This window comes from Pseudomonas sp. A-B-19 (genome assembly GCF_019947515.1).
Lineage (GTDB): Bacteria > Pseudomonadota > Gammaproteobacteria > Pseudomonadales > Pseudomonadaceae > Aquipseudomonas.
In genome coordinates, this window is the sequence record NZ_JAGYGN010000014.1 from 95,761 (window position 1) to 116,259 (window position 20,499).

Consider the following 20,499-nt stretch of genomic DNA (forward strand, 5'->3'; position numbering starts at 1 on the left):
TACAGGGTTTAAACAACCTCCGGATCTAAACCTCAACCAAACGGGCGCTTCCACACGGAGCGTCCGTTTTCGTTCAGCCCGGCGCAGTTTCTGCGGCCAACGGTGGCACGCGCTGGCCGTACAGGGCTAAAAAGGTCCATAAGAGCGCACAAATACGGGGTTTGCCCAAGGCTGGAGCCTGCCGCAAAGTCTGCTGAGGGGGGAGGCTAAAACGGTGGTTTGTATCGAGCAGAGGTCGCTTTTAACGCCATCTGCTGAATTCACGGTGTTGTAATGACGGTGTGCTGCAGCGTTGCAACACAGCTTCGTAAACGAAGCAAATGCTAGTCACGCCATGACCTCAACGAACTTCAGGACCGCACTCAATGAGCTTTCTTCGCCCCAAATTCATTACGTTCGACTGCTACGGTACGCTGACCAATTTCCACATGGGCACGATGACTCGCGAGCTGTTCGCCGATCGCGTGAAGCCCGAGCAGATGGATCAGTTCGTCAAGGACTTCTCGGCCTATCGCCTGGACCAGGTCATGGGTGACTGGATGCCGTATGACGAGATCCTCAAGACCGCCCTGGCCCGGACCTGCAAGCGTTGGGGCATCGAATACCGTGACGAAGGCCAGCTGTATTACGACGCTGTACCGACCTGGGGCCCGCACGCGGACGTACCGGCCGGCCTGTCGAAAATCGCCGACAAGATTCCGCTGGTGATTTTCTCCAACGCCAGCAACAGCCAGATCATGTCCAACGTCGACAAGCTGGGCGCGCCATTCCACAAAGTCTTCACTGCTGAACAGGCCCAGGCTTACAAGCCGCGTCTGGCAGCGTTCGAGTACATGCTCGACAACCTCAACTGCGGCCCGGAAGACATCTTGCATGTGTCCTCCAGCTTCCGTTACGACCTGATGCCGGCCCACGACATGAAGATCAAAAACAAGGCCTTCGTCGCCCGTGGCCATGAAGTCCCGGCCAACGCCTTCTACAGCTACCAGCAGATCACCGACATCGGTGGGCTGGCGGCGCTGGTTGGTCTCTGAGTCTCTACCGCATAAGGGGTTAGACAATGGGCAGTGAATCCTACTGGCTCGACACCGCACCGGCCTTCACCGGTGCCCAGCTCGGCGCATTGCCCGGGCAGGTCGACGTGGCCATCGTCGGTGGCGGTTTCACCGGTCTGGCGGCGGCTCGGGCGTTGGCCTTGAAGGGCGCCAGTGTGGTGGTGCTCGAGGCCGGAAGGGTCATCGGTGAAGCGTCGGGGCGCAATGGCGGCCAGTGCAACACCGGCGTTGCCCAGGACTACGCCGGACTGAGCGCCAGCCTCGGTGCCGACAAGGCGCGGGCTTATTACCAGGCCTACGAAAGCGCGGTGCAGAGCGTTGTGTCGTTGGTGGAGCAGGAGCAGATCGCCTGCGACCTGATTCGCAACGGCAAACTCAAACTGGCGGCCAAGCCGATGCACTACGAGGGGCTGGCACGGACCTGCGAACTGATTCGCAAGGAAGTCGATGCCGACGTCGAACTGCTGACCGCCGAGCAGACCCGCGCGGAAGTCAATTCGGCCCAGTTCCACGGTGGCTTGCTGCAGCGAAACGGGGTGCAGATGCATGTCGGGCGCTTTGGTGTCGGTTTGGCCGAGGCCGCCGCCCGTCATGGTGCGTTGATCCATCAAGGCACCTCGGTGACGGACTGGAAGGCCCACGCCGGCGGTTATCAGGTCAACACCAGCAAGGGTTCGCTGCACGCCGGTCAGGTGCTGCTAGCCACCGGCGCCTGTCAGCACGGCGGTTTGGGCTGGTATCGGCGGCGGATCGTGCCGGTGGGCAGTTTTGTCATCGCCACCGAAGTCCTGCCGCAGTCGTTGATCGAGCAGTTGCTGCCCGGTCGCCGTGCCTATGTCACCAGCCGCATGATCGGCAACTACTTCCGCCTGACCCCGGACAACCGCCTGCTGTTCGGCGGCCGTGCGCGGTTTGCCATGTCCGACAGTGTGAACGACGCCAAGAGCGGCAAAGTGCTGCAGGCAGCGATGGTGCAAATGTTCCCGCAACTGGCCAATGTGAAGATCGACTACTGCTGGGGCGGGCTGGTGGACATGACCTCCGACCGCTTGCCCCGGGCTGGTCAGCACGGCGGGATCTATCACTCCATGGGCTACAGCGGCCATGGCGTGCAGATGTCGGTGCACATGGGCCAGGTCATGGCCGAGGTGATGGCCGGTAAGGTCGAGGCCAACCCCTGGCGCGAACTCGACTGGCCGGCGATTCCCGGGCACTTCGGCAAGCCGTGGTTCCTGCCGTTCGTGGGCGCGTATTACCGTTTCCAGGACTATTTGCATTGAGTTGATGTTGTGGCGTCACCGTCGTTCGCGTTTCCAGGACGCTCCGGTCAACCGGGGCACTCGAGCCTTCTCATCTTCGACAGGTACAACTGATATGACTGATAACAAGATCGACTCACAACTGATTTCCGGACAGGATAGCCTGCGAGTGTTCGAGGGCCTCAATCGCGGTATGTCGCGCCGCAATGCCCTGCAAATGCTTGGCGTGGCGGGTGTTGCAGCAGTGGGCGCCGGCAGCCTGTTCGGCGCGGCGGGCAAGCTGTTTGCCGAAGAAGCAGCGGCTCCCGGCAAGGGCAAGCCGGGCGGGCGGATTCGTGTCGCCGGCATGTCCAGCTCCACGGCCGATACCCTCGACCCAGCCAAAGGCGCGCTGTCCACCGACTACGTGCGTCACTTCATGTTCTACAACGGCCTGACCCGTTTCGACATGCACCTGGTGCCGCAACTGGAACTGGCCGAGCGCATCGATAACACCGACGCGACGCTGTGGACCATCACCCTGCGCAAGGACGTGACCTTCCACAACGGCAAAACCCTCAGCGCTGCCGACGTGGTGTTCTCGCTGTTGCGGCACAAGGATCCGCTGACCGGTTCCAAAGTCATGCCGCTGATGGAGCAATTCGCCGAAATCAAAGCCACCGGCACCAACGAAGTGCAGATCCGCCTCAGCGCGCCGAACGCCGAGTTGCCATCGATCCTTGCCGTGTCGCACCTGTTGATCGTTCCCGAAGGCACCACCGACTTCAACCAGGGCATCGGCACCGGGCCGTTCAAGGTCAAGGAATTCAAACCGGGCGTGCGCTCGATTGCGGCGCGCAACACCAGTTACTGGAAGCCGGGCCTGCCGTACCTGGACGAGATCGAGTTCATTGCAATTGCCGACGAACCGTCGCGGGTCAACGCGCTGCTGTCCGGCGACGTGCACATGATCAACGAGGTCAACCCGCGTTCCACCACCCGGATCAAGGCCAGCGCCAAGCACCGGGTCGTCGATGCGCCGTCGGGCAACTACACTGATTTGATCATCCGTCAGGATCAGATGCCGGGCAAAAGCGCGGAATTCACCCAGGCGATGAAGCACCTGATGGACCGCGAACAAATCAAATCCGCCGTATTCCGTGGCTTTGCCGTGGTCGGTAACGACCATCCGATTGCCCCCGGTTCGCGCTACTACAACGCCGACCTGCCGCAAACCGTCTACGACCCGGAAAAAGCCAGGTTCCTGCTGAAAAAGGCTGGCATGGAAAGCATCAGCATGCCGCTGGTCGCATCCCCGGCCGCCACCGGTTCGGTGGACATCGCGGTGCTGTTGCAGCAGTCGGCGAAACAGGCAGGGCTCAAGCTCGACGTCAACCGATTGCCCAGCGACGGTTATTGGTCCAACCACTGGATGAAGCACCCGCTGAGCTTCGGCAACATCAACCCACGGCCGAACGCCGACGTGATGTTCTCGCAGTTCTTCCAGTCGAAGGCGCCGTGGAACGAATCCGGTTGGCAGAACGACCAGTTCGACCAATTGCTGATGCTGGCACGCGGAGAAACCGACGACGCCAAGCGCAGCAAGATGTACGCGGACATGCAAACCCTGGTGCATGACCACAGCGGGATCGGCGTGCCGGTGTTCATCAGCAACATCGACGGCGTCGACCAGCGCATCAAAGGCTACGGCAGCAACCCGCTGGGCGGTTTCATGGGCTACATGTTCGCCGAGCAGGTCTGGCTGGACGCTTGATAAGCCGTCGATTTGAACGGCAGGGACAGTGCGGGAGGATAGGCGATGAATAGCAATACACTGTGGTTGGTCGGCCGGCGCCTGGGCGCCGCGATCGTGACTTTGTTGATCGTGTCCATGGTCGTGTTTGCGATCACTGCGGTACTGCCGGGGGACGCGGCGCAACAGTCGCTCGGGCAGTTCGCCACGCCGGAACAGGTGGCGGCGTTGCGCCTGAAACTGGGGCTGGATCAGCCCGGTGTGTTGCGTTACCTGCATTGGTTGATGAACCTGCTGAGCGGTGACATGGGCCAGTCGGTCTCCAACGCGATGCCTGTCAGCGAGTTGATGGCCGGGCGGGTGCCCAACACCTTGATGCTGGCGGCCGCCACGGCGCTGGTTTCAGTACCGGTGGCGTTGATTCTGGGCATCGGTTCGGCGATGGGTCGTGGCGGGCGCATCGACAGCTTCCTGAGCTTCTTCACCCTGGCGATGGTCGCCGTCCCAGAGTTCCTGGTGGCGACCCTGGCGGTGCTGATATTCGCGGTGAACCTCGGTTGGTTGTCGGCGCTGTCCTATGCCAGCGACATCACCTCGCCCTGGCAATTCATGCGCACCTACGCCTTGCCGGTGATGACGCTGTGCTGCGTCATCGTCGCGCAAATGGCCCGGATGACCCGGGCCGCTGTGATCGATCAACTCGACAGTCCTTACGTGGAAATGGCCCGGCTCAAAGGCGTCAGCCCGATGCGCATCGTGCTGCGCCATGCCTTGCCCAACGCGATCGGGCCGATTGCCAACGCCATCGCCCTGAGCCTGTCGTACCTGCTGGGCGGGGTGGTCATTGTCGAGACGATCTTCAACTATCCCGGCATCGCCAGCCTGATGGTCGATGCCGTGACCAACCGTGACATGGCGCTGGTCCAGGCCTGCACCATGCTGTTTTGCACGGCGTACCTGGGGTTGGTGCTGATTGCCGACCTGTGCGCGATTCTGTCCAATCCGAGGCTGAGAAACCAATGAACAATCTCATTGTGAAATCGACGCCCAAGACCCCTGACCTGTCGGTTGGCAAGGTGTCGCATGGCCCGGCGTGGCTGGGCCTGATCGGCGCGGCGATGTGCGTGATCTGGTTGCTGGTGGCGATCTTCGGCCCATGGCTGGCGCCGCACCCGGTGGGCGAAGTGGTGTCTGACAATGTCTTCGACAGCATCAGTGCGCTGTACCCGTTCGGCACCGACTACCTGGGCCGCGACATGCTCAGCCGCATTCTCGTCGGCGCACGTTTCACCGTGGGCCTGGCGTTGGTCGCAGCGTTGTTGGCCAGTGGCCTGGGGACCAGTTGTGCGTTGCTGTCGGTGGTGTCGCCGAAGTGGCTGGATGAGGTGATCAGCCGCTTGATGGATGCCTTTATCTCGATCCCGAGCAAGATGCTGGCGCTGATCATGGTCTCGGCTTTCGGCTCCTCGGTGACCTTGCTGATTTGCACCGCGGTACTGAGTTTTACCCCCGGCGCGTTCCGTATCGCCCGCAGCATGGCGGTGAATATCGAAGCGCTGGAGTACGTGCAAGTCGCCCGCACCCGTGGCGAGCGTCGGTTGTACATCGCTTGCGTGGAAATCCTGCCAAACATGCTCAACCCGGTGCTGACTGACCTCGGCCTGCGCTTTGGCTTCATCGTGTTGTTGCTCAGCGGCATGAGTTTCCTTGGCCTCGGCGTGCAACCGCCGGATGCCGACCTTGGCTCGCTGGTGCGGGAAAACATCGGCGGCCTCAACCAGGGCGCGCCGGCCATCGTGATTCCGGCCCTGGCCATCGGCACCCTGACCATCGGTGTGAATCTGTTTATCGACAGACTGTCGTCCCGACGTAGTCGCCGTACGGGAGGTCATTGAAATGAGTGAATTGATTCGAGTCGAAGACCTGCGCGTGGTCGCTTGTGGCGAGCGCGGCGAAACCGAAATCGTCAAAGGCGTGAGCTTTTCCCTGGAAAAAGGTGAGGTGCTGGCGTTGATCGGTGAGTCCGGCTCTGGCAAGACCACCATCGCGTTGGCGCTGCTGGGCTATGCACGGCGCGGTTGCCGGTTGTCCGGCGGCGTGGTGCAGGTCGGTGAGCACAACATGCTGGCGCTGAGCGGAAAAGAACTGCAAGGCCTGCGCGGCAACCGGGTGTCGTACATCGCCCAGAGCGCGGCGGCGGCGTTCAACCCGGCGAAAAAACTGATCGATCAAGTGGTGGAGGGCGCGTTGACTCATGGCCTCGGCACTCGTGCGGTGCTTGAAGCCAAAGCCATCGAACTGTTCCGCGACCTGGCGTTGCCGGACCCGGATCATATCGGCCAGCGCTACCCGCACCAGGTGTCGGGCGGGCAACTGCAACGGGTGATGGCGGCGATGGCGCTGATCAGCGATCCGTTGCTGGTGGTACTCGACGAACCGACCACCGCTCTCGACGTCACCACCCAGATCGACGTGCTCCGCGCATTCAAACGCGTGGTTCGGGAACGGGGGGCGACGGCGGTTTATGTCTCCCATGACCTTGCGGTAGTCGCACAAATGGCCGACCAGATCGTCGTGCTCAACGGCGGTCAGATCTTCGAACAGAGCGCCACCGCGCCGTTGCTCAAGGCGCCCACCCATGAATACACCCGCAGCCTGCTGGCAGCGGCGCGGCCCGACACGACGATTCGCCCGCCTTGTGGCGTCGCCGAAGACGTGCCGTTGCTGACGATCAAAAACCTGACCGCCGGTTACGGCAACAAGAACATGCACGGGATGCCGGCGATACGCGTGCTTGAAGACATCGACCTGACTGTGCGCCGGGGCCAGGCCATTGGTGTGATCGGTGAGTCAGGGTCCGGCAAGTCGACCCTGGCGCGCGTGGTCGCGGGTTTGCTGACCCCTGCACTCGGCGGCTTGACCTTCGACGGTCAGCCCTTGGGCGGCAGCCTGTCCGCGCGCACCGACGAACAGTTCCGCCGCATCCAGATGGTCTTCCAGAACGCAGACACCGCGCTCAACCCGATGCACAGCGTCAGCACCATTCTGAGCCGGCCGCTGAAGATGTATTTCGGCCTCAAAGGTGCGGCGTTGCGCGAGCGTATCGGCGAATTGCTGGACCTGGTGCGGTTACCCCGGACGCTGGCCGAACGACGGCCGAATGAACTGTCCGGCGGACAGAAACAGCGGGTCAACCTGGCCCGTGCGTTGGCGGCGAAACCGGATCTGATCCTTTGCGATGAAGTGACTTCGGCGCTGGATACGGTGGTCGGCGCGGCGATTCTCGAACTGCTGCGCGACTTGCGCCAGGAGTTGGGGGTTTCCTATCTGTTCATCAGCCACGACATCTCCACGGTGCGGGCTCTGTGTGACGACATTGTGGTGATGTACAGCGGCCACAAAATCCAGGCCGGCACGCGACAGTCGTTTGCCCAGGCGCCGTTCCATCCGTACACCGATCTGTTGATCCATTCGGTGCCGGAACTGCGTCAGGGCTGGCTGGAAAACTGCGGTACCACCTGTGGCGAGCTGCCGCCGATTGGTGCCAGGGCCAATGTGCCGCAGCTGTGCACCTTCCTCAGCCGTTGCCCGGTGCGGGTCGATGGCTTGTGCAATCGCACGGCGCCGAACCGTCGCACCATTGATGGCGGCAGTGAAATCCTCTGTCACCACGACAGCGCCGAGTTGCTGAAAACCCAGCATGATCTGATCACCATGACCCAGGGAGCCTATGCATGAAGGGGCGTTTTGTGAGGCTGGCCGAGCAGGGGCGGCCGACCGTCAGTTTGACGGTGGACGGCGCGGCCATCGAGGCGTTGCAGGGCGATACGTTGATGGTCGCCTTGCTGACTCAGGGCAATGCGTTGCGCCAGTCGGAGTTTGATTCGGGGCGTCGTGCCGGGTTTTGCCTGATGGGCGCGTGCCAGGATTGCTGGGTCTGGACCCGCAGCGGCGAACGTCTGCGTGCCTGCTCCAGTGAAGTCCGTGAAGGGCTGGACATCGTCACCACACAACCGGAGGCGATATGGCCACTGCACGGATAGTCATTGTCGGCGCCGGACCTGCGGGTATTCGTTGCGCCGAAGCCTTGGTGGCGGCGGGGCTCAAGCCAATCCTGATCGATGAAAATCGTCGGGATGGCGGGCAGATTTATCGGCGGCAGCCGCAAGGGTTTACCCGTAGCTACGCCACGCTGTACGGCACCGAGGCCCGTAAGGCCCGGGACCTGCACGAAGGTTTTGATCGCCTGCGCGGTTCTATTGATTACCGCCCCGACACCCTGGTGTGGAACCTGACAGCGGGGCAGTTGTGCTGCGTCAGCCAGGGCAAACACTCGACGGTGGATTACGACGCGCTGATCCTCTGCACCGGCGCCACCGACCGCTTGATGCCGATTGAAGGCTGGCAGTTGGCAGGCACCTACAGCCTCGGTGGAGCGCAGATTGCGCTCAAGTCCCAGGCGGTTTCGATTGGGCACAGCGTGGTGTTTATGGGCAGCGGGCCGTTGTTGTATCTGGTCGCGAGCCAATACGTGAAGGCCGGCGCGAAGGTGACGGCGGTGCTCGATACGTCGCCGTTCGGCAAACGTATCGGTGCCTTGCCCAAACTGTTGGCGCGACCCGGATTGCTGTTTACCGGGATGAAGCTGTTGGCGCAGCTATATCAGGCGAAAATTCCGCTGCACCTGGGGATCAAACCCCTGCAAATACTGGGCGATGCGGCCAGCGGTGTCAGTGGCGTGCGGGTGTTGACCGCTCGCGGTGAGACATTAAATGTGGATTGCGATGCCGTGGCGTTGGGTTATCACCTGCGTCCGGAAACCCAATTGGCGGATCTGGCCGGTTGCCGCATGCGTTTCGATGAAGCCTCCGGCCAATGGTGGCTGGCGGTGGATGAGGAAGGCCGGACTTCTGTCAGTGGTGTGTATGCGGCAGGTGACGGCTCGAAGATTCGCGGCGCGGACGCTGCTGAACACGCCGGTCGACTGGTGGCCATGGCGCTGCTGGAAGACCTGCATCAACCCGTGAACGCCGGATTACGCGACGAACAACGCCAGGCGCTGGCCGTGATGGATCAGTTCCGCCTCGGTCTGGCTCAGGCGTTTCCCTGGCCGGCGGAGCAAGCCAAAGCCTTGCCGGACACTGCCATCGTTTGCCGCTGTGAAATGATCAGCGCCGGCGAGTTGCGTGCGGTGGTCAGCGAGAAGGGCGCCTGCGAAGTCAATCGGGCCAAGGCGTTCAGCCGTGTCGGCATGGGCCGTTGCCAGGGCCGTTATTGCTCTCAGGCCGGCGCCGAAGTGATCGCCGCCGCGGCGGGCGTCAGCGTGCAACAAGTCGGTCGCCAACGCGGTCAAGCGCCGGTCAAACCGCTGTCGATACTCACTGAGGAGGTCTCGCCATGACCGTACGCAAAGCCGATGTGGTGATAGTCGGTGGTGGCCTGATGGGCTCGGCGGCGGCGTTTTTCCTGCGTCGTCACGGGCAGTCGGTGATTCTGCTGGAACGTGACCAGATCGGTCAGTACGCCAGCGGTGTGAATTTCGGCAACGTCCGGCGCCAGGGCCGCTACTTGGGGCAATTGGAGTTGGCCAACCGTTCCTGGGCGTTGTGGAAACGCTTGCCGGAACTGATCGACGATGACCTGGAGTTCATCGCCAGCGGCCACATGCGTGTGTGTTATCGCGAAGATGAAATCGCCGAGCTTGAAGCCTATGCCGCTGCACCTGAGGCGGCGCAACTCGACCTGAAGATCTATCGCGGTGCCGAGTTGCATCAGCGCTTTCCGTTCCTCGGGCCAGACGTGAAAGGCGGTTCCTACGCGCCTCACGATGGCCACGCCAACCCGCGTCTGGCTGCCCCGGCGTTTGCCCGTGCTGCCCGGCGACTCGGCGCGCAGATTGAAGAGCAGACCGAAGTCGCCGAAGTGCAGAAGGTTGGTGGCGAGTTCAACATCACCACCACCGACGGTCGCCAGTTCAACGCCGCCCAACTGCTGATCACCGCGGGGGCCTGGGGTCAGAAACTGTCCCGGCAGTTCGGCGAACCGGTGCCGCTGGATACCCACGGCCCGCAAATGGCCGTGACCGAACCGGTGCCCTACGCCTTGCCGACGGTGATCGGCGTGTACACCAAGGTCCCTGAGGAAGTGATCTACTTCCGGCAGATCCCCCGCGGCAACATCGTCATCGGCGGCGGCTATCGCAGCAAACCGGACATGCTCAATCGTCGGGCCCATGTCGAGCCACGCAGCATCCTTAACCAGATGGAACAGATGCGCCGTCTGCTGCCGGGTATCGGCAACCTGAACATCATCCGTGTGTGGAGCGGCATCGAAGGTTATCTGCCCGACTCCTTGCCTGTGATGGGCCCGAGCGGCATCGTCGACGGCTTGTTCTACGCGTTCGGTTTCTGCGGACACGGCTTCCAGCTCGGCCCCGGTGTCGGCGACGTCATGGCTGAACTGATCAGCACCGGCAGCACCAGCATTTCGATTGAGCCGTTCTCCATCCGTCGGTTCGCCCATTTAGCCGAGCATCGGAGCAAGGCCTCATGAAACCCCGTGTACTGGATATTCTCAAACGTTTGATGGCCTTCGACACTGTCTCTTCGGAGTCGAACATGGCCCTGATCGAATACGTGCGCGACCTGCTGCTGAGCAAGGGCATCGAGTCGCTGATCGTCAAGGATGAAACCGGCAAGAAAGCCAATCTGTTTGCCAGCACCGGGCCGAAAGCTTTGCCGGGGATTCTACTGTCCGGGCACACCGACGTGGTGCCGGCGGCGGGGCAGGCCTGGACAGTTCCGGCGTTTCAGGCAACGGTGCAGGACGGAAAGATCTACGGGCGCGGCAGTTGCGACATGAAAGGCTTCATCGCCTTGGCCATCGACACGATGCTCGATGCGGCCGACCATTCCCTGAGCCGACCGCTGCAACTGGCGCTGTCCCATGACGAAGAAACCGGGTGCGTTGGTGTGCGGCGCTTGCTCGACGTGCTGCATCTGGCGCCGGTGCGGCCGTTTTTGTGCCTGATCGGTGAGCCGACCAACATGCAATTCGTGCTCGGACACAAGGGCAAAGGGTCGTATCGAACCTATTGTCGGGGGCTGGAGGCGCATTCCTCGCTGGCACCGCGTTCGGTCAATGCGATTCACGTCGCTTGCGATTTCATCGCGGCGTTGCGTCAGAGCCAACGGCAACTGCAAGAGCAGGGCGCGCAGGATGCCGATTACGACGTGCCTTACAGCACCGTGCATGTCGGGCAGATTGGTGGCGGCAGGGCGCTGAACATCGTGCCGAACCTGTGCACGCTGGACTTCGAAGTGCGCAACTTGCCGGCGGATAATCTGGATCAGTTTCTGGAGCAGATGCAGGAACGTGCTGAAGTGATCGTCCGCGAAGCCCGATTGCTGTCGAGTGTGGCGGCCATCGAGATCGAAACCCTTAACGTTTATCCGGGGCTCGATACTCACCCGAGCGTTGAAGCGGTGCGCTTGCTGAAGAACTTCGCCGCACCGGATACCGGCACCGCCAAAGTGTCGTTCGGCACTGAGGGCGGGTTGTTCAAGCAACGTCTGGATGTGCCGGTGGTGGTCTGCGGGCCTGGCTCGATCGATCAGGCGCACAAGCCTGACGAGTTCATCGAGATCAGCCAGATGGAGGCTGGGGAGCGGTTTCTGGATGGCCTGCTCGGTTCCCTGAAACAGTGATTTCCCCCTGTGTGAGCCTGTTCGCGAAAGCGGCCTTACAGTCGCAATGCTGTTCAGGTAGGAGCGAGCTCGCTCGCGATGGACCAGAGGGCGACGCGGGCATCCAGACAGCACGCGTCATCGTTCACGTCCATCGCGAGCAAGCTCGCTCCTACAGGGTTTTGTGTTTTTCTGACGGACCACAAATCTGCCGTTCCACCGCTAATTTCAGCATCCGACACTGTCCTCAAATCGCTTTCAGCATCCTCCCCCGCAGCGTCTCCCTAGACTGAAGCCTGTCTCGGATCAGGACTCGACCATGCTCAAGAATCGTTTGAAAGACCCCAGCCTTCTGGCAGAACTCGCGTATGTGGACGGGCAGTGGATCGGCGCTGACAACGGCGCGACCCTGGACGTCATCGACCCCGCCAACGGCCAGTTGCTCGCCCGCGTTGCGGCGATGCAAGGCACAGAAACCCGTCGCGCCATCGAGGCGGCCGACAAAGCCTGGCCGGCCTGGCGTGCACGACCGGCCGCTGAGCGTGCGGGGCTGCTGGAGCGTTGGTATCAGCTGATGATCGACAATCTCGACGACCTGGCGCTGATCATGACTTGCGAACAGGGCAAGCCGCTGAACGAGGCCAAAGGCGAAATCCGCTACGGCGCCGGTTTCGTCAAATGGTTCGCCGAAGAGGCCCGGCGGGTCTACGGCGAAACCATGCCGGCCCCCAGCGGTGACCGCCGACTGCTGACCCTAAAACAACCGGTGGGAGTTTGCGCCGCGATCACCCCATGGAATTTCCCCAACGCGATGATCACCCGCAAATGCGCGCCGGCATTGGCGGCGGGCTGCCCGATCATCGTCAAACCTTCGGATCTGACACCGCTGTCGGCCCTCGCTTTAGCGGTATTGGCCGAGCGCGTCGGCATCCCGGCCGGAGTGTTCAACGTGTTGACCGGCATGCCGGCGGGCATCGGCGAAGAGCTGACCAGCAACCCGATGGTGCGCAAGATTTCCTTCACTGGCTCCACCGCTGTCGGTCGCCTGCTGATGCGCCAGAGCGCCGAACACATCAAGCGCTTGAGCCTGGAACTGGGCGGCAACGCGCCGTTCATTGTGTTCGACGACGCGGACCTGGAGCAGGCTGTGGCCGGGGTCATGCTCAGCAAGTTTCGCAACGCCGGCCAGACCTGCGTCTGCGCCAACCGCATTCTGGTGCAAAACGGGATCTACGAACGTTTCGCCCAACGGTTGGTGGAGGAGGTTGGCAAGCTCAAGGTCGGCAACGGCCTCGATGCCGACGTCACCATAGGCCCGCTGATCAATCCGGCCGCTGTGAGCAAAGTCGCCCGACACATCGACGATGCCCTGAGCCAGGGTGCGACGTTGCTCTGCGGAGGCATTCCCGACGGCGACAGCCAATTTGTGCAGCCCACGGTCCTCGGCGATACCCACGCTGGCATGCTGCTGGCCAACGAAGAAACCTTCGGCCCGGTGGCGCCGCTGATGCGTTTCACCGACGAAGCCGAAGCCCTCGCCCTGGCCAACGCCACGCCTTACGGTTTGGGTGCCTACTATTTCACTCAGGACTTGCGCCGTTCATGGCGTTTCGGCGAGGCGCTGGAGTTCGGCATGGTTGGGCTCAACACCGGGATCATCTCCATGGAAGTCGCGCCGTTCGGCGGCATCAAGCAATCGGGCCTGGGCCGTGAAGGCAGTAAGTACGGACTGGATGAATACCTTGAAGTCAAAGCCTTCCACATCGGCGGGCTGTAATTCACAGACACTGGGGGAGGCATGTTGATGAGCAAGACATTCAGAATCGCCGCGATTGCCGGCGATGGCATTGGCAAGGAAGTGCTGCCGCAAGGGCTGCGGGTGCTGGAGCAAGCGGCGAAGAAATGGCAACTGGATTTGAGCATCGAAGTGCTCGACTGGGCGAACTGCGATTACTACCTGGAACACGGGCAGATGATGCCCGATGACTGGTTCGAACAACTCAAGGGGTTTGATGCGATCTACTTTGGCGCCGTGGGCTGGCCGGACAAGGTGCCGGATCACATTTCCCTGTGGGGTTCGCTGCTGAAGTTTCGCCGGGATTTCGACCAATACGTCAACATCCGCCCGGTTCGGCTGTTTCCCGGTGTTCCGTGTCCGTTGGCCGGACGCAAACCGGGGGACATTGATTTCGTGGTGATCCGCGAGAACACCGAGGGTGAGTACTCCTCGGTCGGCGGCAAAATGTTCGAGGGCACCGAGCATGAGTTCGTGCTGCAAGAGTCGGTGTTCACCCGACGCGGCGTCGACCGGATTCTCAAGTTCGCCTTCGAACTGGCCCGGACCCGGCCGCGCAAGCGCCTGACGGCAGCGACCAAATCCAACGGGATTTCCATCAGCATGCCGTATTGGGATGAGCGCACTGCGTTGATGGCGGCGCAGTACCCGGAGATCACCTGGGACAAGCAGCACATCGACATTCTGTGCGCACGATTTGTGCTGCAGCCAGATCGTTTTGATGTGGTGGTGGCGTCGAATCTGTTTGGCGACATCCTTTCTGACCTCGGGCCGGCGTGTGCCGGGACCATCGGCATCGCTCCTTCAGCCAACCTTGATCCGGAGCGGCGGTTTCCGTCGTTGTTCGAACCGGTGCACGGCTCTGCACCGGATATCTATGGGCAGAACATTGCCAACCCGATTGCGATGATCTGGTCGGGGGCGCTGATGCTGGATTTCCTGGGCAATGGCGACGAACGCTATCGGGCCGCCCACAATGGAATTCTGCAAGCCATTGAGCGCGTTATTGCCGACGGACCGATCACCCCGGATCTGGGCGGGAAGGGCTCGACGCAAGACGTCGGTAAAGCCATCGCCGACATTCTGTAAGTCGCCGCACAACCAAAGCGGGCTTGCTCGCGAAGGCGTCCTGTCAGTCGATATTGATGTCGACTGACACTTCGCCAGCGCGGGCAGGCTCGCACATTGGGGTTAGTGTTGTGTTCAATAGCCTTGGTCGCGGTCGATCTGTCCGACCATCGGTTCGCCTTTTTCATGACGCCGGATATTCTCCAGCAACACCCCAAACGCACTCTCCGGTTGGGTCATCGCCGCAATATGTGGCGTCAGCAGTATCTTTGGATGCGCCCAAAACGGATGATCCTCCGGCGCCGGTTCTTGTTGCAGCACATCCAGCACTGCGCCGCGGAGCTGCCCGCTGTCCAGTGCCGCCAGCAGATCACCTTCCACCAGATGCCCGCCCCGGCCCATGTTGATCAATGCTGCACCGTGGGGCAGTTGCCGGAACAGCTCACGATCAAGAATCCCCTGCGTCTGCTCCGTTAGCGGCAACACGCACAACAGAATGTCGCACTGGCTGAGAAACGCCGGCAGTTGCTCATTGCCGGCATAACAATCCACGTTATCAATCCGATGAGCACTGCGCGCCCAGCCCTTCAACGCAAACCCCAACGGCTGCAACGTCGCGAGAATCAGCCGCGCCTGGGTGCCCAGCCCCATCACACCGACCCGACGTTTGTTCGCTGGTTGCAGCAAATGCGCCTGCCAACACCGCGCCATCTGCTGCTGCCGATATTTCAGCATGTCCCGATGCAAACTCAATACGGCAAAACTGGCGTACTCACACATGCCACGGGAAATGCCCGGATCGAGCAGGCGCACCACCGGCAAACTCGCCGGTATACGGCCGAGGTCCAGTTGATCAACCCCGGCAGACAACGCAAACAACACCTTCAGGTTCGGCAGCAACTCCTCTAGATCATCCGGTGCCTGCCAAGCCGCCAAGTATTCAATCTCAGTCGGATCGCCAATGTCCGGCCAGGCGCGCCATTCGATATCCGGGGCGTGTTCGGCGAACAGCGCTTGCCACTGTTCGCCGCGCACAGGGTCAGCTTTATAAAGCAGGGCCATGGGCAATTCCTGAAAGGGTGAAAGTGCTCTCATCATCGCGCAATGCTGACGCAGGATCTGTCGAATGCGCCGGGTTAAACGGCTTGCGACACGCTGGATCTCCAGAGCTGCGGCAGATTCGGCGGGCTGAAGGAATCTGCCGTTTGACGGGGTTAAAACAGTCGATCCGAATTTCTCAGGGGCCAAGTTCGGCGTAGTTCGTTTCGCGCAAGCCTTAACCTGAACACCATCGCAACCACCTCCCGGTTGCCGGACTCACGATGGGAAATGCCATGAATAGCAAAGTCGACGACACCCCTCATTTGCTCCGTCAGCGCGATCAATTCGTGCCGCGTGGCTTGGTAACCGCTCACCCGTTGGTGATCGATCGCGCCCAAGGTGTCGAGTTGTGGGACGTGGACGGCAAGCGCTACCTGGATTTTGTCGGCGGCATCGGCGTGCTGAATATCGGCCACAACCACCCGAAAGTGGTCGCGGCGGTACAGGCGCAACTGCAAAAAGTCTCCCACGCCTGTTTCCAGGTAGTGGCCTACAAACCTTATCTGGATCTGGCCCAGCGTCTGTGCGAAATGATCGGCGGTAAAGAAGCCTGTAAAGCAGCGTTCTTCACCTCCGGCGCCGAGGCGGTGGAAAATGCGGTGAAGATCGCCCGTGCCCACACCAATCGTTCGGCGGTGATTGCCTTTCGCGGCGGTTTCCACGGCCGCACCTTGCTCGGTACCACGCTGACTGGCATGAGCCAGCCGTACAAACAGAACTTCGGGCCGTTCGCGCCGGAGGTGTTCCACACGCCGTATCCGAATGCGTATCGCGGTGTCACCAGTGAGATGGCGCTCAAGGCGCTGGACGAACTGCTCGCGACCCAAGTGGCGCCAGAGCGTGTCGCCGCGATCATCATCGAACCGGTGCAGGGCGACGGTGGCTTCCTCTCGGCTCCGGTCGAGTTCCTCAAAGGTCTGCGGGCGCTGACTGAAAAGCACGGCATCGTGCTGATTGTCGATGAAATCCAGACCGGTTTCGGCCGTACCGGCAAGTGGTTCGGCTTCCAGCACGCCGGCATCCAGCCTGACCTGGTGACCGTCGCCAAGAGCCTGGCCGGGGGCCTTCCGCTGTCCGGTGTAGTCGGTAAGGCAGCGATCATGGACGCGCCGTTGCCCGGCGGTTTGGGCGGCACCTACGGCGGCAACGCGTTGTCGTGCGCGGCGGCACTGGCAGTGATCGACGCCTTTGAAGAGGAGAAGCTGCTGGCACGCGGCGAAGCATTGGGCGAGCGCCTGCGCCAGGGACTGCTGCGTCTACAGAGCCGTTACCCACAAATCGGAGACGTGCGCGGCGCCGGATTCATGCTGGCCATCGAGCTGATCAAGAACGACGACGCCCGGACCCCGGATGCCGACTTGAACCAGCGACTGATCGATGAAGCCCGCAAGGGTGGTTTGCTGGTGATCAAGTGCGGCGTGTACCGCAACGTCCTGCGCTTCCTTGCACCGCTGGTGGCCAGCGAAGCACAGGTCGACGAAGCGCTGCAAATTCTGGAAGCGGCTTTGGCACGCGTCTTGAACTGAGCTCCTGCCGGCTCGGGGCGCTGCTGCAAGGCATCGCCCGTGAGCGTTTTTGGAGCATGGATTGATCGAATGCATCATCGGAGGCTGTGCACACCATGGGGCTGACTGATTATCGAGCGCTGCTCATCGATTGCGATGAAGTCCTGGTCGATCGCGACTCGGGTGTCTGGGCGGCGTTGCAACCGCTGCTCGACAGCCGGGGCGGGCAACCGGACAAGGAACAGGTGCTGGCCGAATACGGCGAGGTGGTGCGCGCACTGTATCCGCGCTTCGGTGAGCTAGGCTTCAGTGGACTGCTGTGTTTCGCCCATCGCCAGTTGGCCGAGCGCTGGGACCTGAAAGCCAGTTGGGAGGAGGGCATGAGCTTCGCCCGTTCGGCGGCCGGCTGGTCACTGTTCGAGGACGCGCCAGGGGCAATGTTGTACCTGCGCAAGTTCTATCGCCTGCTAGTACAGGGCGACCGGGACGCCGAGGATCGCGGGTTGCTGTGCGAGCGTTTGGGGATCATGGCCGACGATTTCATTTCATTGGCCAGCGACCCGTTGCAGGACTTGGATTGGCTAAAGGCCAATGCGCTTAAACCCGGTGAAATCCTGCAAGTGACCCGACCTTCGGCCAGTCCGCAGGCAAGCTGCGATGTGTGCCTGATCTGTCGTGGTCGGGTCAAACACCCGACGCCGTGTGCTGCGGATTACTGCATCAACAGCATGGCGGATCTGGTGGCTCAGCATCAGCTGTCATTACGGCGCTGATTTTGCTAGAAGATTGTCTTACAAACGGCAGTCAAGAGGTACGCAATGGAAGGTTTAGTCAAACTGGACCGGATCGACATCAGCATTCTGGTTGAGCTGCAAAAGGACGGGCGCATGACCAACGTCAGCCTTGCCGATGCCGTGGGATTGTCGGCCAGCCCCTGCCTGCAACGGGTCAAAAGGCTGGAGTCGGCCGGGTATATTTCCAGCTACAAGGCACACCTGAACCTGGCGAAAATCACCGATTCGGTGACCGTCTTCACCGAAATCACCCTGAGCGACCACAAGCGCGAAGACTTCGCCAAGTTCGAGTCCAACATTCGTCAGGTCGATGAAGTGCTCGAATGCCATTTGATCAGCGGTGGCTACGATTACCTCGTGCGCTTCATGACCCGCAGCATCCAGCACTATCAGGAAGTGATTGAAAGCCTGCTGGACAAGAACATCGGCATCTCCAAGTACTTCAGCTACATCGTCATCAAATCCCCCGTGCTCAAGGACGGCGTGCCGTTGCGTAAATTGCTGCGGCACTGAAACACCACCCTTCCAATACCTGAATCAACACTCTGTGTGCGAACCTGCTCGCGAAGAGGCCATCACATTCAACATCTCTGTTGACTGTTGCGCCACTTTCGCGAGCAGGCTCGCACAGTTGTTTTGTCGTGCCGCAGGCACTGCGTTTGGGCATTCCTCGTCCTTGCCGCTATAGCGGTTGACTTTGAAGGGGATGGAGAATGGGGTTACTTGAGGGGCGCAGCAGAGATTTTAGAGTAAGTGTCGATATCGGTTGTGGCCAGAAGGCAGCGGCCATCCTTGAATTTTGCGTAAAAAGTTATTTCCTTTTCTTTATCACATAGCCACCAGCCCGCAACCAGTCCAACCGGACCTAAAAGCAATGCGCCAGCCAGACTCCATCGAATAGCGCTCCCTTTCTTGTTAACGGTTTCCTCGGTTGCTGTTTCTAAAGTTTCCAGTTTTGAAATGGGTATCTTTATTTTAAGAGAAGGTTTTAACGCGGATTTCAATATGAACAGTCCAGATTGAAATTCAGCATCACCTGTCAGAAAGTCACCGGATATCACCGTTATCTTCGACATGGTGCTTCTCTTCCGATCAGGTTTAGCCAGCTGATTACTGGGCTCCAAAGGTTTCTGTCAGTCAATCGACTTACGACAAAAGGTGAGACCGACAGTCACCCCATCGATACCGGATCATGGGCATACACAACCGTCGTGCCGAGGCGTTCGGCGATCGGCACTTCCAGTCGTGCGCCTTTCGAATGCTCCCGGCCAGGGAGCGTGGACACGGTGTCGCAGTCCATCAGGGCGGCAATGTCGCGGCGCATGCAGTCGTTCCAGGAGTCGCCGTCAGGGTTGATTTCGGCGGGGGATGGCGATCCAGCCCGAAGCGACCCGATGATTCGGATTGCTCTCGGCAACCAGGTCCTTGTAGGTTTCCTCGATCACGTCTTCGAGGTGCGCGGCCAGATAGTTGTCTTGGGGAGCAACCTCTGCTGATTCAGTGTAGCGGTGCCCTCGTTAGATCGTGACCTTGGACGCTGAGATAGATCGTCCAGCGGTGGGCAAAGTTGCAGACCGTCGAAAGGAACGCAGGTTAAACAAGGCGATCTCCATCGTCTCGCAGGTGGCAATACCAACCATACAACGCCACAGCAAGGGTGGCGAAGATGATGGTTGTGAGGATGATGGCTGAACAACGCATTGTACTCGGTGCCTTGGGCGTGAGTGTCTGGTTGAAATGCATCCTTGCCGGTGAGCGAATGTAAGCCGCTGGAACACAGCTGTCTTTAGGGCAATACCTTAGTGGGCCGCTTTTTTCCCTTAGATGAGACGAGGGCCTCACACTGACGCTGACCGTGAAAGGTATTTCACTCCGGCGTCATGTTCACCCCCGTTCCTGCCAAGCGTCAGACTGTCGTCCCATCCATTGCCAACCCCGAAAATTCCTGCATTGCATCCAGCAACGCCTCACGGAAATACGCCTTCGACGCCCGATCGCAGAGGATGTGCAAGCTCGCCTGCTGCGCCGTACTGGAGTTGATCACGATCACGTTGATCCGCGCCGCAACGGTTTGCGCCACCGTACCCGGGCCGAAGGCCTGCGGGCTCAAGTCGACGCCACAGAGCTTGGCCATTACCTCGGTCAGGTGTTCGCCCGCCAGTTGAAAGCAGGCGTGGCTGTCCTGACGCGGCAGCAGATAGTTGGCCTGGTGGTCCAGTTCCCACCGGGCTTCTTCGTCGGCGATGCGTTGGCCCTGATCCTGGGGGCTGCCCAGCAACAGGTACTCGGTCTGGGACAGGCGCGCTACCTGGCTTCCATCGGCCTGCGACACGGCGCGGTTGGGGGCGTCCGGCAGGACGAATTTGCGATCTTGCAGGTACGCCGCGCTATGAGCGCCGCGAAACCCCACCCGAGGCAGATCGGTTAAATCCGCCAGGCCGCAGCCGGGCAACGGGGTCAGGGTGTGCTGGCCGACAGGGTGTTGTTCTTTCAGGCTGGTCATGG

At 60.9% G+C, this 20,499-nt stretch carries 19 protein-coding genes; 15 read left to right on the forward strand and 4 right to left on the reverse strand.

The window, feature by feature from the left end:
- The first annotated feature begins 365 nt into the window (after positions 1-365).
- From KGA81_RS17175 to KGA81_RS17230, 12 genes are all read left to right on the forward strand, one after another.
- Positions 366-1,034, forward strand: coding sequence for a haloacid dehalogenase type II (locus KGA81_RS17175; protein WP_223547363.1), 669 nt, complete (start codon positions 366-368; stop codon positions 1,032-1,034).
- Positions 1,035-1,060: 26 nt separating this feature from the next.
- Complete coding sequence (locus KGA81_RS17180) at positions 1,061-2,335, forward strand: NAD(P)/FAD-dependent oxidoreductase (RefSeq protein ID WP_223547364.1); 1,275 nt, start codon at positions 1,061-1,063, stop codon at positions 2,333-2,335.
- Between the two features lie 94 nt (positions 2,336-2,429).
- Positions 2,430-4,067: an ABC transporter substrate-binding protein gene (locus KGA81_RS17185; protein WP_223547365.1), complete on the forward strand. Its 1,638-nt coding sequence runs from the start codon at positions 2,430-2,432 to the stop codon at positions 4,065-4,067.
- A gap of 45 nt (positions 4,068-4,112) precedes the next feature.
- The gene (locus tag KGA81_RS17190; protein WP_223547366.1) at positions 4,113-5,069 is read left to right on the forward strand and encodes an ABC transporter permease; all 957 of its coding nucleotides are present in this window, start codon (positions 4,113-4,115) and stop codon (positions 5,067-5,069) included.
- The gene (locus tag KGA81_RS17195) at positions 5,066-5,941 is read left to right on the forward strand and encodes an ABC transporter permease (protein WP_223547367.1); all 876 of its coding nucleotides are present in this window, start codon (positions 5,066-5,068) and stop codon (positions 5,939-5,941) included. Before KGA81_RS17190 ends, KGA81_RS17195 begins: the two co-directional genes overlap by 4 nt.
- 1 nt (position 5,942) lies before the next feature.
- Positions 5,943-7,784 (forward strand): ABC transporter ATP-binding protein, encoded by a 1,842-nt coding sequence (locus KGA81_RS17200; RefSeq protein ID WP_223547368.1) that lies wholly within the window; start codon positions 5,943-5,945, stop codon positions 7,782-7,784.
- A complete protein-coding gene (locus KGA81_RS17205) occupies positions 7,781-8,089 on the forward strand; it encodes a (2Fe-2S)-binding protein (RefSeq protein WP_223547369.1) in 309 nt (102 codons plus the stop codon). The genes KGA81_RS17200 and KGA81_RS17205 overlap by 4 nt, the downstream gene beginning before the upstream one ends.
- A complete protein-coding gene (locus tag KGA81_RS17210; protein WP_223547370.1) occupies positions 8,071-9,447 on the forward strand; it encodes an NAD(P)/FAD-dependent oxidoreductase in 1,377 nt (458 codons plus the stop codon). The genes KGA81_RS17205 and KGA81_RS17210 overlap by 19 nt, the downstream gene beginning before the upstream one ends.
- On the forward strand, positions 9,444-10,598 hold the full coding sequence (locus KGA81_RS17215; RefSeq protein ID WP_223547371.1) for an NAD(P)/FAD-dependent oxidoreductase: 1,155 nt from the start codon (positions 9,444-9,446) through the stop codon (positions 10,596-10,598). The genes KGA81_RS17210 and KGA81_RS17215 overlap by 4 nt, the downstream gene beginning before the upstream one ends.
- The gene (argE, locus tag KGA81_RS17220; RefSeq protein ID WP_223547372.1) at positions 10,595-11,752 is read left to right on the forward strand and encodes an acetylornithine deacetylase; all 1,158 of its coding nucleotides are present in this window, start codon (positions 10,595-10,597) and stop codon (positions 11,750-11,752) included. Before KGA81_RS17215 ends, argE begins: the two co-directional genes overlap by 4 nt.
- A 298-nt stretch (positions 11,753-12,050) precedes the next feature.
- On the forward strand, positions 12,051-13,508 hold the full coding sequence (locus KGA81_RS17225; protein ID WP_223547373.1) for an NAD-dependent succinate-semialdehyde dehydrogenase: 1,458 nt from the start codon (positions 12,051-12,053) through the stop codon (positions 13,506-13,508).
- Positions 13,509-13,535: 27 nt separating this feature from the next.
- Positions 13,536-14,615 (forward strand): tartrate dehydrogenase, encoded by a 1,080-nt coding sequence (locus KGA81_RS17230; protein ID WP_223547374.1) that lies wholly within the window; start codon positions 13,536-13,538, stop codon positions 14,613-14,615.
- Between the two features lie 114 nt (positions 14,616-14,729).
- On the opposite strand, the gene KGA81_RS17235 is transcribed toward KGA81_RS17230, so the two are convergent.
- Complete coding sequence (locus KGA81_RS17235) at positions 14,730-15,656, reverse strand: 2-hydroxyacid dehydrogenase (RefSeq protein WP_223547375.1); 927 nt, start codon at positions 15,654-15,656, stop codon at positions 14,730-14,732.
- A 272-nt stretch (positions 15,657-15,928) separates the two neighbouring features.
- Here KGA81_RS17235 and gabT point away from each other — a divergent pair, with 272 nt between their 5' ends.
- From gabT to KGA81_RS17250, 3 genes are all read left to right on the forward strand, one after another.
- The gene (gene gabT / locus KGA81_RS17240) at positions 15,929-17,221 is read left to right on the forward strand and encodes a 4-aminobutyrate--2-oxoglutarate transaminase (protein ID WP_223547376.1); all 1,293 of its coding nucleotides are present in this window, start codon (positions 15,929-15,931) and stop codon (positions 17,219-17,221) included.
- 95 nt (positions 17,222-17,316) lie between these two features.
- Complete coding sequence (locus KGA81_RS17245) at positions 17,317-17,973, forward strand: 2-haloalkanoic acid dehalogenase (protein WP_223547377.1); 657 nt, start codon at positions 17,317-17,319, stop codon at positions 17,971-17,973.
- 45 nt (positions 17,974-18,018) lie between these two features.
- On the forward strand, positions 18,019-18,507 hold the full coding sequence (locus KGA81_RS17250) for an Lrp/AsnC family transcriptional regulator (protein ID WP_090182530.1): 489 nt from the start codon (positions 18,019-18,021) through the stop codon (positions 18,505-18,507).
- 206 nt (positions 18,508-18,713) lie between these two features.
- Here the strand turns inward: KGA81_RS17250 and KGA81_RS17255 are convergent, their stop codons facing one another.
- The 3 genes from KGA81_RS17255 to KGA81_RS17270 form a co-directional block, all read right to left on the reverse strand.
- Positions 18,714-19,070 (reverse strand): hypothetical protein, encoded by a 357-nt coding sequence (locus tag KGA81_RS17255; protein ID WP_223547378.1) that lies wholly within the window; start codon positions 19,068-19,070, stop codon positions 18,714-18,716.
- Between the two features lie 95 nt (positions 19,071-19,165).
- Positions 19,166-19,318 (reverse strand): DUF4406 domain-containing protein, encoded by a 153-nt coding sequence (locus KGA81_RS30010; RefSeq protein ID WP_263293367.1) that lies wholly within the window; start codon positions 19,316-19,318, stop codon positions 19,166-19,168.
- A 582-nt stretch (positions 19,319-19,900) separates the two neighbouring features.
- Positions 19,901-20,497: a sarcosine oxidase subunit gamma gene (locus tag KGA81_RS17270; protein WP_223547380.1), complete on the reverse strand. Its 597-nt coding sequence runs from the start codon at positions 20,495-20,497 to the stop codon at positions 19,901-19,903.
- Positions 20,498-20,499: the final 2 nt, after the last annotated feature.

Excerpts from the sequence above, each read along its gene's own strand:
- KGA81_RS17255 (WP_223547378.1), bottom strand. The coding sequence starts at position 19,070 with ATGTCGAAGATAACGGTGATATCCGGTGACTTTCTGACAGGTGATGCT.
- KGA81_RS17250 (WP_090182530.1), top strand. The coding sequence starts at position 18,019 with ATGGAAGGTTTAGTCAAACTGGACCGGATCGACATCAGCATTCTGGTT.
- KGA81_RS17200 (WP_223547368.1), top strand. The coding sequence starts at position 5,943 with ATGAGTGAATTGATTCGAGTCGAAGACCTGCGCGTGGTCGCTTGTGGC.
- KGA81_RS17185 (WP_223547365.1), top strand. The coding sequence starts at position 2,430 with ATGACTGATAACAAGATCGACTCACAACTGATTTCCGGACAGGATAGC.
- KGA81_RS30010 (WP_263293367.1), bottom strand. The coding sequence starts at position 19,318 with ATGCGCCGCGACATTGCCGCCCTGATGGACTGCGACACCGTGTCCACG.
- gabT (WP_223547376.1), top strand. The coding sequence starts at position 15,929 with ATGAATAGCAAAGTCGACGACACCCCTCATTTGCTCCGTCAGCGCGAT.
- KGA81_RS17210 (WP_223547370.1), top strand. The coding sequence starts at position 8,071 with ATGGCCACTGCACGGATAGTCATTGTCGGCGCCGGACCTGCGGGTATT.
- KGA81_RS17195 (WP_223547367.1), top strand. The coding sequence starts at position 5,066 with ATGAACAATCTCATTGTGAAATCGACGCCCAAGACCCCTGACCTGTCG.
- KGA81_RS17225 (WP_223547373.1), top strand. The coding sequence starts at position 12,051 with ATGCTCAAGAATCGTTTGAAAGACCCCAGCCTTCTGGCAGAACTCGCG.
- KGA81_RS17245 (WP_223547377.1), top strand. The coding sequence starts at position 17,317 with ATGGGGCTGACTGATTATCGAGCGCTGCTCATCGATTGCGATGAAGTC.
- KGA81_RS17205 (WP_223547369.1), top strand. The coding sequence starts at position 7,781 with ATGAAGGGGCGTTTTGTGAGGCTGGCCGAGCAGGGGCGGCCGACCGTC.
- KGA81_RS17190 (WP_223547366.1), top strand. The coding sequence starts at position 4,113 with ATGAATAGCAATACACTGTGGTTGGTCGGCCGGCGCCTGGGCGCCGCG.
- KGA81_RS17235 (WP_223547375.1), bottom strand. The coding sequence starts at position 15,656 with ATGGCCCTGCTTTATAAAGCTGACCCTGTGCGCGGCGAACAGTGGCAA.
- KGA81_RS17180 (WP_223547364.1), top strand. The coding sequence starts at position 1,061 with ATGGGCAGTGAATCCTACTGGCTCGACACCGCACCGGCCTTCACCGGT.
- KGA81_RS17230 (WP_223547374.1), top strand. The coding sequence starts at position 13,536 with ATGAGCAAGACATTCAGAATCGCCGCGATTGCCGGCGATGGCATTGGC.
- KGA81_RS17270 (WP_223547380.1), bottom strand. The coding sequence starts at position 20,497 with ATGACCAGCCTGAAAGAACAACACCCTGTCGGCCAGCACACCCTGACC.
- KGA81_RS17175 (WP_223547363.1), top strand. The coding sequence starts at position 366 with ATGAGCTTTCTTCGCCCCAAATTCATTACGTTCGACTGCTACGGTACG.
- argE (WP_223547372.1), top strand. The coding sequence starts at position 10,595 with ATGAAACCCCGTGTACTGGATATTCTCAAACGTTTGATGGCCTTCGAC.
- KGA81_RS17215 (WP_223547371.1), top strand. The coding sequence starts at position 9,444 with ATGACCGTACGCAAAGCCGATGTGGTGATAGTCGGTGGTGGCCTGATG.